General features: G+C 68.2%; 10 protein-coding genes. 3 read left to right on the top strand and 7 right to left on the bottom strand.

Translation table 11 applies throughout. The annotated features are described in order from the left end of the window. Positions 1–78 precede the first annotated feature (78 nt). Entirely contained in the window at positions 79–348 is a 270-nt protein-coding gene (locus tag SriyCCGPB3_RS15795; protein WP_110713117.1) for a hypothetical protein, read from the top strand. A 1-nt stretch (position 349) separates the two neighbouring features. On the opposite strand, the gene pdeM is transcribed toward SriyCCGPB3_RS15795, so the two are convergent. Genes pdeM through SriyCCGPB3_RS15775 form a run of 4 tightly spaced genes read right to left on the bottom strand, consistent with a single transcriptional unit; the run spans position 350 to position 6039 of the window. Next, on the bottom strand, positions 350–991 hold the full coding sequence (gene pdeM / locus SriyCCGPB3_RS15790; protein WP_153855772.1) for a ligase-associated DNA damage response endonuclease PdeM: 642 nt from the start codon (positions 989–991) through the stop codon (positions 350–352). Further along, complete coding sequence (locus tag SriyCCGPB3_RS15785; protein ID WP_350259486.1) at positions 981–3440, bottom strand: ligase-associated DNA damage response DEXH box helicase; 2460 nt, start codon at positions 3438–3440, stop codon at positions 981–983. Before SriyCCGPB3_RS15785 ends, pdeM begins: the two co-directional genes overlap by 11 nt. After that, on the bottom strand, positions 3437–5044 hold the full coding sequence (locus tag SriyCCGPB3_RS15780) for an ATP-dependent DNA ligase (protein WP_350259485.1): 1608 nt from the start codon (positions 5042–5044) through the stop codon (positions 3437–3439). The genes SriyCCGPB3_RS15785 and SriyCCGPB3_RS15780 overlap by 4 nt, the downstream gene beginning before the upstream one ends. Continuing rightward, positions 5041–6039 carry a ligase-associated DNA damage response exonuclease gene (locus SriyCCGPB3_RS15775; protein ID WP_350259484.1) on the bottom strand — a complete coding sequence of 333 codons (999 nt, stop codon included), beginning with the start codon at positions 6037–6039 and terminating at the stop codon, positions 5041–5043. Before SriyCCGPB3_RS15775 ends, SriyCCGPB3_RS15780 begins: the two co-directional genes overlap by 4 nt. Before the next feature lie 113 nt (positions 6040–6152). On the opposite strand from SriyCCGPB3_RS15775, the gene SriyCCGPB3_RS15770 reads away from it, so the two are divergent. Then, complete coding sequence (locus SriyCCGPB3_RS15770) at positions 6153–7790, top strand: acyl-CoA dehydrogenase family protein (protein ID WP_350259483.1); 1638 nt, start codon at positions 6153–6155, stop codon at positions 7788–7790. A gap of 289 nt (positions 7791–8079) precedes the next feature. Here the strand turns inward: SriyCCGPB3_RS15770 and SriyCCGPB3_RS15765 are convergent, their stop codons facing one another. The 3 genes from SriyCCGPB3_RS15765 to SriyCCGPB3_RS15755 all read right to left on the bottom strand — a co-directional run bounded on the left by SriyCCGPB3_RS15765 (position 8080) and on the right by SriyCCGPB3_RS15755 (position 10289). After that, positions 8080–8490 carry a hypothetical protein gene (locus tag SriyCCGPB3_RS15765; protein WP_153855777.1) on the bottom strand — a complete coding sequence of 137 codons (411 nt, stop codon included), beginning with the start codon at positions 8488–8490 and terminating at the stop codon, positions 8080–8082. A 157-nt stretch (positions 8491–8647) separates the two neighbouring features. Next, on the bottom strand, positions 8648–8989 hold the full coding sequence (locus SriyCCGPB3_RS15760; protein WP_004153024.1) for a hypothetical protein: 342 nt from the start codon (positions 8987–8989) through the stop codon (positions 8648–8650). A gap of 124 nt (positions 8990–9113) precedes the next feature. Beyond that, positions 9114–10289 carry a thiolase family protein gene (locus SriyCCGPB3_RS15755; RefSeq protein WP_110713108.1) on the bottom strand — a complete coding sequence of 392 codons (1176 nt, stop codon included), beginning with the start codon at positions 10287–10289 and terminating at the stop codon, positions 9114–9116. A gap of 183 nt (positions 10290–10472) precedes the next feature. Here SriyCCGPB3_RS15755 and SriyCCGPB3_RS15750 point away from each other — a divergent pair, with 183 nt between their 5' ends. Further along, positions 10473–13316 (top strand): S8 family serine peptidase, encoded by a 2844-nt coding sequence (locus tag SriyCCGPB3_RS15750; protein ID WP_350259482.1) that lies wholly within the window; start codon positions 10473–10475, stop codon positions 13314–13316. Positions 13317–13349: the final 33 nt, after the last annotated feature.

Raw genomic sequence — 13349 nt, 5'->3', positions numbered from 1 at the left:
CGCGCGTGGCCCGGGTGGCGCCGCCGTTGCGGCCTGCTGCGGCCCGGATGAGCCGCTGAAGTTGAAGAGGAGGACGCCATGTTGTTCGCGGTCGAGGAGCTGGAATCGGAAATCTGCAAGCTGCGCGGTCTGCTGCAGATGCTGCACGAGGACCAGCCCGACGTACTGGAGGACGTATTCGAATTCCATGTCGGCAGCCTGATCAGTCATGCATCGCCCGAGCATCACGCACGCATCCGGGCCTGTGCGCAGGAAATGCTGGTGGCCATCCAGGCCCTGCCGCGGCGGCGTGACGATGACTCGCCCGACTTCCGCCTGATGCCGGTGCTGGGCGTCCGCCCGGCCTGATTCAACGCACGGGCAGTTCCACCAGGCCCCCCTCCACACACGCGATCATCCGCTCGCCGTGGGCAGGTGCAGGCACGATTCCAGCGGTGAACGTGGAGAACGCCGGCAGGATCATCGTGCGCTCGCGCAACCAGAATGCAGGGAAGCGTCGCCGCAACGGTGGCAAGGCGATCTGCGGATGCAGATGACCTGCGATCACGTGCAATGCCGCATCGGGCATCGGCTCATGGCGAAGCAGGAACGGCGGCAGTCGTACCTCATCGTGGATCTGTACCTGCAGCTGCGCATGCGGTAGCTGCCGGTCGTGATTGCCGCGCAGCACATGCACATCCAACGTGGCATTGCGTTCGCGCCATGCCAGCCACTGCTGGTACCACGCGGCGCGATGGACCGGCCCATGCAAGATGTCGCCCAGGATCCAGAGTTCGCGAGAGGTGTGCGCATCCAGCAGTGACTGCAGGCGCTGAAGGTCGCCGCGGGTGCCGCCACCGGGCAGCGCGATGCCGGAACGGCGGAACACATCGGCCTTGCCCAGGTGCAGGTCGGCGATCAGCAGTGCCTGCCGTGCGGGCCAGTACAGCGCACGCGAGCCAAGCAGCGTCAGCGGCTCGCTGGCCAGCAGCAGCGGCAGTTCATCGGCCATGGCGGCGTTCCAGCTGTAGTGCGGCGCGCTGCACGCGGGTGCGCCAGTCTTCGTTGCTGAACTGCCCGCGCAGCCGCTCTGCCCATAGTGGAAAGCCCAGCGGCGTGAGCGATGCAGGGCGCTGCACCGACAGCGACTGCGTGCCGATCCGTTCCAGTACCTGCTGCAGTCCGGGAAGGTCCAGGTTGTCGTGCAGGGCCTCGTGCTCGGCCAACGCCAGCAGCAGGTGGTCGCGATCATGCTCGCGCAGTACGTCGTACAGCAGGCCGGCCGAGGCCTGCAGCTGGCGCAGCGAACGCGGCATGCCACCGGGCAGGCTCGGAACCAGCAGCCCGGCGACGCGAGCGATGCCTCGGAACTGGCGTCGCGCCAGCTCGCCCAGGTTCACCGCCGCGCGCAGATCGTCGAGCAGTTGATCAGCAGTGAACAGCACCCGCCACTGCTGCGCCTCCAGATCGACTGTCTGCGCCGGGGCCAGCACCAGGCCGTGGTCGTTCACTGCATAGCCGATGCTGTTGCGCTGCCGGCGCGTGAGCCGCAGCGCCAGCAGCGCGGCCAGTGCCTCGTGAACGTGGCGGCCGGCAAACGGATAGACGAACAGTAACTGGCCGTCGCGGCGCCGCACGTCTTCCACCAGCAGATGGTCCGGCCCGGGGCGTGCGGACACCTGTTCCTGCAGAGCCAACAGCGGAGCCAGCCAGCGTGATTCCGCGCTGTCGTCGGCACCGGACAGGACCCACTCCAGTTCGCGGCCGAGCGCCGTTGACAACGGCAGCTGGCCGCCCTGCCAGCGTGGCACGACGCCGTTGCCGCGTCCACGCGCCAGTCGCACGAAGGCGGTCATGTCACGCAGCTGCACCAGTTCCAGCAGGCGCCCGGCAAACTGGAAGCGATCACCACGGCGCAGTCGACTGGCGAACTGCTCCTCGACTGCGCCGAGCCCGCCACCGCGCAGGAACTGCACTCGCACGCTGCCATCGCTGCTGATGGTGCCGATAGACAACCGGTGCCGCAGTGCCTGCCGGCGGTCGTGCATGCGGTAGTAGCCGTCGGCATCACGCACGACCTTGTGGAAATCGGGGTACTGGGCCAGGGCCTGGCCACCCTGCACGATGAACGTCAGCACGGCCTGCCATGCGTCGTCGCCGAGAGATGCGAAGGCATGGGTACGCCGTACCTGCGCCAGCAGCGCATCGCTGTCGAAGCCACCGGCCAGGGCGCGGCTGACCGCATGCTGGGCCAGCACATCCAGCGACAGCGTCGGCGGCCTGCGTGCTTCGACCACGCCTTCGGCCAACGCACGGCGCACCGCGGCGTATTCGGCCAGTTCCAGTGCATGGCTGGGCACGCACAGGATGGAACCGCTGGCGCCCGGGCGGTGACGTGCACGTCCCGCGCGTTGGCGCAGGCGGGCCACGCCCTTCGGGCTGCCCAGCTGCAGTACCTGCTCAACCTCGGGGAAGTCCACGCCGAGGTCGAGGCTGGAGGTGGCAACCACGCAGCGCAACGCCCCCGCGCGCAGGCCATCCTCGACCTGCTGGCGCAGCGCCGGATCCAGCGAGCCGTGGTGCAGCGCAAGCGTGTCCGGGGCTTCCGGCCAGACCGCGGCCAGCGCCTGATGCCACAGTTCTGCCTGCGCACGGGTGTTGGTGAACAACAGGCTGCTGCGTGCCCGCATCAACGCGTCCAGCACCCGCGGCAGCTGCGCCAGGCCCAGATGCCCGGCCCACGGAAAACGTTCGCCGGGTTCCGGCAGCAGGCTGCGCACGCTGATCGCGCGCGGGCGCACGCCCTGCACGATCGGCGCGTCGGGCTGTCCGGGCAGCAGCACGTCGCGCGCCTCATCCAGGTTGCCCAGCGTGGCCGAAAGCCCCCACAACTGCAATGCAGGTGCAGCATCGCGCAACACCGCAAGATTCAACTGCAGCAGGACGCCGCGCTTGTTGCCCAACAACTCGTGCCACTCGTCCACCACCACGCAACGCAGCTGGCGCATGCGCGGCAGCGTATCCGGGTAGCTCAGCAGCAGCGCCAGTGATTCCGGCGTGGTGACCAGTACGTCGATGCGCCCCTCGCGCGCCTGTCGTCGTTCGCGGTTGCTGGCATCACCACTGCGCAGGCCGACACGCCAGCCCAGTCCCAGCCCGTTGATCACCGCCTGCAGTGCGCGCGCGGTGTCGCTGGCCAACGCGCGCAGGGGCGTCACCCACAGCACCTGCAGCGGGCGTACCGCGCTGGCGCGGCGGGGTGAGGGCGGTGGGTCGATCATGGCCTGCAGCAGCGGGCCACCGAACATGGCCAGTGTCTTGCCGCTGCCGGTCGGCGTGTGCAGCAACCCGGAGCCGCCGGCGAGATAGTGCCGCCACATCGCGCGCTGGAACGGCAGTGAGCGCCAGCCTTTCGACGCGAACCAGTCTTCCAGCCGGCGCAGTGCCTGGCTGCGGTTCATCGCGCCAGCGCCTGCAGGGTGGCCAGCTGGTCGGCCTCGCTGGCCGGCTTGTCGTGGCGCCAGCGCAGGATGCGTGGAAAGCGCACGGCGATGCCGGACTTGTGTCGGCTGCTGCGATTGACCGCCTCGAAGCCCAGTTCGAAGACCTGTTCGGCGCGTACGCTGCGCACCGGACCGAAGCGCTCGCGGGTGTTGGCGCGGATCCAGCGATCGAGCGCGAGGATCTCCTTGTCATCCAGGCCCGAGTAGGCCTTGGCCACCGGTACCAGCGTGTCGCCGTCCCAGACGCCGAAGGTGTAGTCGGTATACAGGGTGCTGCGTCGCCCATGGCCGGCCTGTGCATACAAGAGCACCGCATCGATCGTGAGCGGATCGACCTTCCATTTCCACCAGTCACCGCGGCGTCGCCCGGCCTGGTAGGGCGAGGCGCGCCGTTTCAGCATCAGTCCTTCCACACCGCGTTCGCGTGCTGCGTCGCGCATCGCCGCCGCCTGCAGCCAGTCGTCGGCGGCAACGTCGGGTGACAGCTGGATCCGCGCATCATCCAGGGCGCCGATGACCGCGGTGAGCCGTGCACGCCGTTCCCGCAACGGACGCTCGCGCAGGTCCACGCCATCGAGTTCAAGCAGGTCATAGGCGAGCACGCGTACCGGCGTGTTGCGCAGAGTCGCTGCTCCTGGCTTGCGACGCTGGATGCGGGTCTGCAGGGCGGTGAATGCGCGCGGCAGGTTGGCGGTCTCGTCCCAGGCCAGCAGCTCTCCGTCCAGCACGCAGCCCTCCGGCAACGCCATCGCGGCGTGCTCGATCTCGGGGAAGCGGCCATCCAGTCGTTCCTCGCCACGGGACCACAGCGCGACTTCGCCACGCCGGCGCAGCAGCTGCAGGCGTATGCCATCCCATTTCCATTCCAGCAGCCAGTCGTCGATCGCGCCGAGGCGTTCGGCAGGATCGCCTTCCAGAGGGGAGGCGAGGAAGAAGGGGTAGGGCTGCTGGCGGTCGGACGGCAGCTCGTCCGGTGACAGCAGTTGAGCCAGCAGCCCGGGCGAGGGGACCCACTCGCCGAGCATGCGCTGGGCGATGCGTGCGATGTCCAGGCCGGACCATTCCGCCAGTGCCTGCTGTACCAGTCGCTGCGAAACGCCAACGCGCAGGGCGCCGGTCAGCAGCTTGTTGAACACCAGGCGTTCGCTGCTGCACAGCTGCCGCCACCCGGCGACGACCGCAGCGCGGCGTACTGCCTCGGGTTGGTTGGCCACGGCCAGCAGATGCTGTTCGATCCAATCAGCCAACGGGCGGTCGGCGGCTGGCTGCGATGGATCATCCAGCAGCAGGGTCAGCGTTTCGGCCAGGTCACCCACCTGCGCATAGCTGTCTTCGACCAGCCACGGTGGCAGCGCCGATTCTTCGGCAATCCAGGCGCGCAGTTCGCCACTGGCGGCGATCCTGCGGCGTGCGCCGCCTACCTTGCCGCCGCTGAGCAGGTACAGCGCCCACGCCGCATCATGCGCACGTGCCTGGCGGAAGTAGTCGACCAGCGCCGCGCGCTTGTCCAGTGTCGCGGTGCTGCGGTCCAGGCGCTGGTAGAGCGCGGCGAAGGCCTTCATTCCTCGCTCCCGAAATCGGTACGGAAGGCTTCGGCAGCCACGCCGCGCTCGCGCAGGTAGGGAATCAATGCGTCGGTATTGCCATGGGTGGCGATCACCCGCTGCGCACCGGTCTGTTCAATGGTCTGCAGCAGCGCAGGCCAATCGGCGTGATCGGAAATGACGAAGCCACGATCGACGTTGCGGCGACGCCGGTTGCCGCGCAGCTGCATCCAGCCCGAGGCAAAGCCCAGCTGGTGGCGGCCGAAGCGGCGCATCCACGGTGTGCCGGCGGCCGAGGGTGGTGCGAGGATCAGCTGACCGGCGGCATCGGGCTGACGGCCCTGTTCGGCGACGGTGAGCGTCTCCAGCATCGGCACGCCGGCCTGCCGGTAGACCGCGACGCCATTGGCGATGGCGCCGTGCAGCCACGCCGGGCGATCATCCAGCGGCAGCAGCTCGGCCAGCACCCGCTGCGCCTTGCCCAGTGCGTAGCACAGCAGGATCGCGGCCTCGCCGCGTTGTTCGCATTCGCGGCGCCACGCCACGATCTCCGCAGCGACCGCCGGGGTGTCCGGCCAGCGGTAGATCGGCAGGGCGAAGGTGGCTTCGGTGATGAAGGTATCGCAGGGCACTACTTCAAATGGCGCACAGGTTGGATCAGGCTGGCGCTTGTAGTCGCCGGAGGCCACCCAGACCTGCCGCCCGTCGTCGATGCGCACCTGCGAAGAGCCGAGGACGTGACCGGCCGGATGCAGGGATACCTGCACCTGGCCCAGGCGGAACGGTACGCCCTCCGCATGCGCCTGCAACGGCACATCGCCAAGACGCCAGCGCAGGATCGGCAGGCTGCCGTCGCTGCAGTGGTATTCGCTCATGCCTGGGCGCGCGTGATCGCCATGACCATGGGTGATGACCGCGCGCGCTACCGGTCGCCAGGGATCGATGTGGAAATCGCCGGCGGCGCAGTACAGCCCTTCCGGGCGCAGCACCACCAGATCGTCGTTGACTGCCATGCGATCACTGTGGCCTGCCGCTCGTGCACGGGGTGAGAACCGGCCTGAACGCGGGCTTGGCAGGCGATGCGGCACAATCGAACCGCACACCTCTTGCCGCCAGGATGGACCGGATGAGTGGACCCAGCTTCAGCAGCAACGCGCCCTATGAAACCCACGTGGTGCTCAACCAGCCGCCGCCGTTTGCCGGCCACCAGCTGTGGACCGACGACGTGGCGTTGATGGACGCCGTGCAACGCGAAGGGGCCGCCAGCTTCGCGCCACGGCTGGCGGTGTACGGCGCGCTGGCCGGTGATGAGCTGTACCGGATCGGCTTCGACGCCAACCGTGATCGCCCGCGCCTGCGCACGCATGACGCGCAGGGCCATCGCATCGATACGGTGGAGTTCCATCCGGCCTATCACCAGTTGATGGGAACCGCGAAATCGCACGGTGTCGCTGGATTGTCCTGGCACGAGCCGCAGCCCGGCGCACACGTCGCGCGTGCGGCGCTGAGCTACCTGCACCACCAGGCCGAGGCCGGTACCAGCTGCCCATTGACCATGACCCATGCCGCGGTGGCGGTGCTGCAGTCTCAACCGCATCTCGCAGCGTGGACGCGCAAGGCCGCCGCACCGGTCTATGACCCGCGCGATGTACCGGTGGCGGACAAGGCCGGCATCACCCTGGGTATGGGCATGACCGAAAAGCAGGGCGGTTCCGATGTGCGCGCCAACAGCACGCGTGCCGAACCGATCGATGGCGAACGCTATCGCCTGGTCGGCCACAAGTGGTTTTTCTCCGCACCGATGTGCGACGGCTTCCTGGTGCTGGCGCAGGCGCCGGGAGGCCTGACCTGCCTGTTGATGCCGCGCCGGCTGGCCGACGGTGACCGCAATGCGTTCCGGCTGATGCGGCTGAAGGACAAGCTCGGCGATTGGGCCAACGCCTCCAGCGAGGTCGAGTTCTGCGGCGCGCAGGCATGGCGCGTAGGCGAAGAGGGGCGCGGCGTGGCCACCATCATCGGCATGGTGATGATGACCCGCCTGGACTGCATGCTGGGTGCAGCGGCGGAAATGCGCATGGCATTGGCGCAGGCACTGCACCATGCACGCCATCGCCGCACCTTCGGCAAGCCGCTGGTCGAACACCCGTTGATGACCAACGTGCTCGCCGACCTGGCGCTGGAGTCGGAGGCGGCCACGGTGCTGTCGATGCGCATCGCGCGCGCGGTGGATCGTGCCGGTGTGGACGCCAACGAAGCTGCGTTGGCACGGGTGGGGACGGCGCTCGGGAAGTACTGGCTGTGCAAGCGTGCGCCGGCATTCGTCAATGAAGCGCAGGAATGCCTGGGTGGGGCGGGCTACGTGGAGGAGTCGATGCTGCCGCGGCTGTACCGGCAGGCACCGTTGAATTCGATCTGGGAGGGCAGCGGCAACATCCAGTGCCTGGACGTGCTGCGCGCGCTGGCCCGTGAGCCGGAAGCGCTGGCGGCGCTGCGAGATGAGCTGGCGGCGGTGGCTGACCGTGATGCGCGCTACGCAGCGGCATTGCAGCGCTGGGCATCGGCGCCGCCACCGGAAGAATCGCAGGCGCGGCTGTTCTGCGAGCGTACTGCGCTGCTGCTGCAGGCGGCAGTGCTGCTGCGTGCGCGCAGCCCGATGGCGGAGGCGTTCGTGCGTAGCCGGCTGGAAGGGGAGCACGGCCTGGCGTTCGGGACGCTGCCGGCGGGGTTGGAGCTGACGGCGATGCTGGCGCGGGCGCTGCCGTAGGAGGCGGCCAACGGCGGAGCCCCTCGTGGTGGGCGGCGCGGAGTCTGCGTCGTGAGCGGGCCGCGCGGGTGGGTTGCGCAGGGGGCGCTGCAAGTACGTCCATGTAAGCTCGATCGCCGCATCCATGCGGCTCACGCCCCTGCGCAACCCACCCGCGCGGCCGCGGACAATTTCCGTGGGCGCACACCACGGAATCAACAGAAAAGGCGAAAAGCGAAAAGCAGAAAAGCCGCGGCAGTGCCGCGGCTTTTCCTGTAGCGCCGAGGCCATGCACGGCTGCCGGTAGGGCTTAGTGCTTGGCTTCTTCCTTGGCGGCGGTCGCCTTGGCGTCATTGGCGACATCGCGGGCCTTGTCGGCGACCTTCTGTGCGGCGTTGGCGGTGGCGTCGCTGGCATGTGCGGCGGCGTCGGTTGCGGCGTCCTTGGCCTTGTCGGCAGCGTTGGCAGTGGCGTCTGCAGCCTTGTCCAGCGCCTGCTGGGTATCGGCAGCGGCCTGCTCGGACGCGGCAGCAGTCTTGTCGGCGGCGTCGCGGGTGGCTTCGGCGGCCTTGTCCACGGCGTCACGGGCGGCAGCGCCAGCGCTGTCGGCGGCCTGCTGCGCGTCCTGCTTGGCCTGTTCGGCTTCCGGGCCCTTGCAGGCGGCCAGGGCCAGCAGCAGGGAGGCGGCCAGCAGGGTGGTGGTGATCGGACGAATCTTCATGGCGGTCTCCGGTACTGCAATGGATGGGGACGCCAGCCTATTCATGCCGTTGTGAAGACGGGGTCGCGATGCAGCGGCTCAGTCGCGCGCATTCGACAAAAGAAAAAGCCGCTGGCGAACCAGCGGCTTTTCCAGAACAGCGTGAAGAAAGAAGTTATTACTTCTTGGCTTCTTCAGCAGCGTCCTTGGCCTTCTCAGCGGTGCCTTCAGCAGCCTTGGCAGCGTCAGCAGCGGCGCCGGCAGCGGCGTCGGTGGCAGCAGCGCCAGCCTGGGCAGCAGCGTCAACCGAAGCGTCAGCAGCGGTGGCGGCGGTGTCAGCAGCCTGCTGGGCAGCGTCGGCGGTCTGGGCGCCAGCAGCGGCGGCCTGGTCGGCAGCAGCCTGGGCTTCGGTGGCGGCTTCGTTGGCCGAAGCAGCGGCGTCCTGGGCAGCTTCCTGCTTCGAGCAGGCGGCCAGGGCCAGAGCCAGGGACATCGCGACCAGCAGCTTGTTGATGCTCATTGTGTAAATCCTCGTCGTTAGAATTAGGCAACGCGCATGCTGCGCGCCGACAACATGATGACAAGCCAAGATTGGGTGTCAAGCGATCCCGCATTCATTTTTGCGAAATCATCGTTAAACCCATTTAAATCAATTCGATGGCGATAGCCGTTGCTTCGCCGCCACCGATGCACAGGGTGGCAATGCCGCGCTTGCCACCGCGCGTGCGCAGGGCGTTGACCAAGGTCACCACCAGGCGTGCACCGGAGGCACCGATCGGATGGCCCAGTGCGCAGGCGCCGCCATTCACGTTGAGCTTGTCATGCGGAATGCCCAGCTCGCGCATCGGCGCCATCGCCACCACGGCGAAGGCTTCGTTGATTTCGAACAGGTCGACCTGGTCCAGCGACCAGCCGGTCTTCTCCAGCAACGTGTGCAGTGCGCCGATCGGCGCGGTGGTGAACCATTCCGGTTCCTGCGAATGGGTGGCATGGCCGACGATGCGCGCCAGCGGGGTGATGCCGCGTGCGGCCGCATCTTCCTCGGTCAGCAGGACCACCGCGGCGGCGCCGTCGGAGATACTGGAGGAACTGGCGGCGGTGACGCTGCCGTCCTTCTTGAAGGCCGGGCGCAGGGTCGGGATCTTGGCAATGTCCGAGCGGCCGGGCTGCTCGTCGGTGGTGACTTCGACCTCACCCTTGCGGGTGGCGACCTTCACCGCGACGATTTCATCGGCGAATGCACCGTTGGCCTGCGCGGCCTGGGCACGCTTGACCGATTCGATAGCGTAGGCGTCCTGCTCTTCGCGGCTGAACTGGTACTTGTCCACGGCGCACTCGGCGAATTCGCCCATGGCCTTGCCGTCGTAGGCGTTGACCAGGCCGTCGTGGGCCATGTGGTCGACCGCCTGGAAGTTGCCGAAGCGGTTGCCGGTACGCGAGTTCGGCAGCATGTGCGGGGCGTTGGACATCGATTCCATGCCGCCGGCGACCACGATGCGGGCCGAACCGGCCTTGATCAGGTCATGGCCAAGCATGATGGTCTTCATGCCCGAGCCGCACACCTTGTTCAGCGTGGTGGCACCGGTTGACAGCGGGATGCCGGCGGCGATCGCCGCCTGGCGGGCCGGCGCCTGGCCAAGGTTGGCCGGCAGCACGCAGCCCATCAGTACTTCAGAAACGTCGCTGGCCGGGATGCCCGACTGTTCCAGGGCGGCAGCGATGGCGGCCGCGCCGAGGGTCGGGGTCGGCACGCCGTTGAACTGGCCGAGGAAGGAGCCGATGGCGGTGCGCTTGGCGGCGGCGATGACGATGTTGGACATGGCAATCTCGTTGATGCGTAAGCAATGTTCGGAAAGGAGACCGGGGGCCGTTGGATGTGCCCCGGTTTCCCGGCAGACTGCGTGGGGGTCGGCCCAAGTATAGAGGGTCGGGGAGGGCCGCCGCTGGGCGCGGCCGCACGCCTGCCGGGATGAAGGCAGGACAACGTTCATGGGAAGGAATCGATGGAACGCACGATGATGGTGAGGTCTGCCCTGGGAACCGCGCTGGCGGTAGCGCTGACGGCCTGTGGTGGCGGTGGGGGCGGCAGCAACGTGCGCGTCGATCCGCCGCCGACCACGCCTCCGCCGCCGACCACGCCGCCTCCCACCACGCCACCGCCGGCCAAACCGCAGGAGCCGGCCTTCGACGCGCATCTGTCAGTCACCAATGCGCGCGCCGCACAGGCCGCCGGCCTGACCGGACAGGGTGTACGCATCGGCATCGTCGATTCGGGCGTGCAGCGCAATGCGGTGGCCCTGAACGGCCGGGTGCTCGCCAACCTCAATTACATTGATCCGGCCAGGAACAACCTGGGCGTTGACGACGTGGTCGGGCATGGCACTGCGGTCGCCAGCCTTGCTGCCGGTGCGGCGGTAGGGTCCTGGCCGGGCGGCATCGCGCCGGGCGCGCAGATCGTGTCGGCACGGATCATTTCCGACAAACCGCCGGCCGATGACGGCAGTGGCAAGGGCAATGCCTTCAGCGGCCCGCTGGGCGTGGCCCAGGTCCACCAGGACCTGATCAATTACAACGTGAAGGTGATGAACAACTCGTGGGGCGGCCTGTACTGGACCGACCTGCCGACCACCGCGCAGGTGGCCGCCGAGTACCGGCCGTTCGTGATCAACCACGGTGGGCTGGTGGTGTTCGCGGCCGGCAATGATGGCCGCAGCGAGCCGAGCAGCCTGGCCGCGCTGCCCAGCCAGCAGGGCGTGGCCGGCACGCTTCCGGCTGCTGATCTGGAGCGCGGTTGGCTGGTGGCCACGGCAGTGGATCCCTATACGCCCGGAGCACTGGCCAGCTATGCAAATGCCTGCGGCCAGGCTGCCCGCTACTGCCTGGCAGCGCCGGGCAGCGCGGTCTATCCGGATGCCAACGGTGGCAGCTACTACTGGAACTACGGCACATCCTTCGCTGCGCCGTTGGTTTCCGGTGCGGCGGCCCTGGTCTGGCAGCGCTTCCCGTATTTCAACAATGACCTGGTCCGGCAGACCCTGCTGGGTACCGCCAAGGATATCGGCGTGCCCGGCGTTGATCCGGTGTTCGGCTATGGACTGCTCGACATCGGTCGCGCGATCAACGGTCCCGGTCGCTTCGACTGGGGCGATGTGGTCGTCAACGTGGATGCAGCCTCGACCGGTTCGGCGTGGCGCAATGACATCGTCGGCAGCGGCGGCCTGGTCAAGCAGGGTGGAGGCACCCTGGTGCTGGCCGGCAACAACAGCTACAGCGGCGCCACCCGCATCGAACGCGGCATCCTGTCGTTGCAGAACGGCGGTGTGATCCGGTCCAACGTGACCATCCTCGGCCAGTCCGATCCGGATTCGACCGGCCTGCAGTTCAATGGCGGCACGCCCCGCGTGATCGGCAATGTGGTCAACGGCAGCAGCGTATTCCTCACCACCGGCAACACCACCGGCACCATCGAGGGCAACTACACGCAGCAGGCCGGCGCACAGTTGATGATCGCACTGGGCGCCAATGCGCTGCAGGTCACCGGCAATGCCACGATCGACGGTGGCGTGCGCGTGCATGGCTTCGTTTCCGGCTACGTGCCACAGAACGGCAGCCGGCAGGACCTGATCCATGCGGCAGGCGGACTCAGCGGCGCCTTCAGTACGCCGGCTACCTCCAGCGGCCTGCAGGGCCTGTCACTGCTGCAGAGCAGCTATGGCTATGACAGCAACAATGCGTGGTTGAACCTGACCCAGGTCAGCGTCACTGCAGCGGCCAGCGGGCTGGGGGCGTCCGCCCAGGCGGCAGCACAGCGCCTGGAGGGTGCATTCGCAGCGCTGGACAAAAACGCAGGCCTGCAGGGATCGGCTTTTGGTGCAGCGGCCGGTGCCCTGCAGTGGACCGGCGGTGGCCCGCAGGGCCTGGCCGCCAGCCTGCAGAGCCTGTCCGGTCAAGCGCATGCGCGAGCCGAAGCAGCGACCTTCGACAGTATCGACATGTCGCGGCGTGCGATCGCCGAGCGCTTTGATCGTGTACAGGCCGCACCGCGCCTGCGCGGGAGCTGGCAGAGCGCGCTGGGTGAGGCGGGGCAGGGCAGCTTCGCCGGCAACGCTGCCGACAGCCGGGGCTGGATGGCCGGCCAGGATCTGCCACTGGGCAGCAACGGCCTGATGGGCGTGGCGTTTGGCGAGACCCGCAGCACTGGTGGCAGCAGTTTCGGCGGTGATCGTGGGCGTGATCGTCAGGCGCAGGCGCAGCTGTATGCAGGCTGGAACCTGGGGCGTGGCTATGCGCTGGCCCAGTTCGGCAGCGGCCAGTTCACCCGTGCGCTGGATCGCCAGTTGCTGCTGGGCGCCGGTGCCTATGGCGTCTCTGCGCGGTACGGCGGCCGTTTCAGCAGTGCCAGCGTGGAGGGCGGGTATCGGCTGGGGCGTGCGGGTGCATCGTTGACGCCGTACCTCGGCGCCAGCACCACGCGTGTGGATACCGATGCCTTCAATGAGCTGGGCGGTTTCGGCTTCGGCCTGCGTGGCGATGCCAATCGCGTGCAGCGCAGCCAGATGCTGGCCGGCATCCGCGGTGAGCGTGGCTGGGGCCGCTGGACGCTGCGTGGGCATGCCGAGTGGCAGCAGCGGTTGGACGGCGGTGATGCCGATTGGCAGGCCAGCTTTGTCGGCGTGGATGCATGGGCGCCGCTGGTGGGCTGGAACGCGCCACGCGGCAGTGCGCTGATCGGTGTGGCGCTGGAATCGTGGTGGGGCCGCAATGGCCGCCTGAGCCTGGGCTTCGACCAGCGCGTCGGTGGTGAGGGCGCGCGCCAGGCGGCGCTGCGCTACAGCACCGGGTTCTGAGTGGCTAGTCGCGCCGGGACGTCAGCCCCGGCG

The sequence above is a fragment of the Stenotrophomonas riyadhensis genome, assembly GCF_040256885.1.
Taxonomy (GTDB): domain Bacteria; phylum Pseudomonadota; class Gammaproteobacteria; order Xanthomonadales; family Xanthomonadaceae; genus Stenotrophomonas; species Stenotrophomonas riyadhensis.
This window is presented reverse-complemented; position numbering and strand designations above follow the sequence as displayed.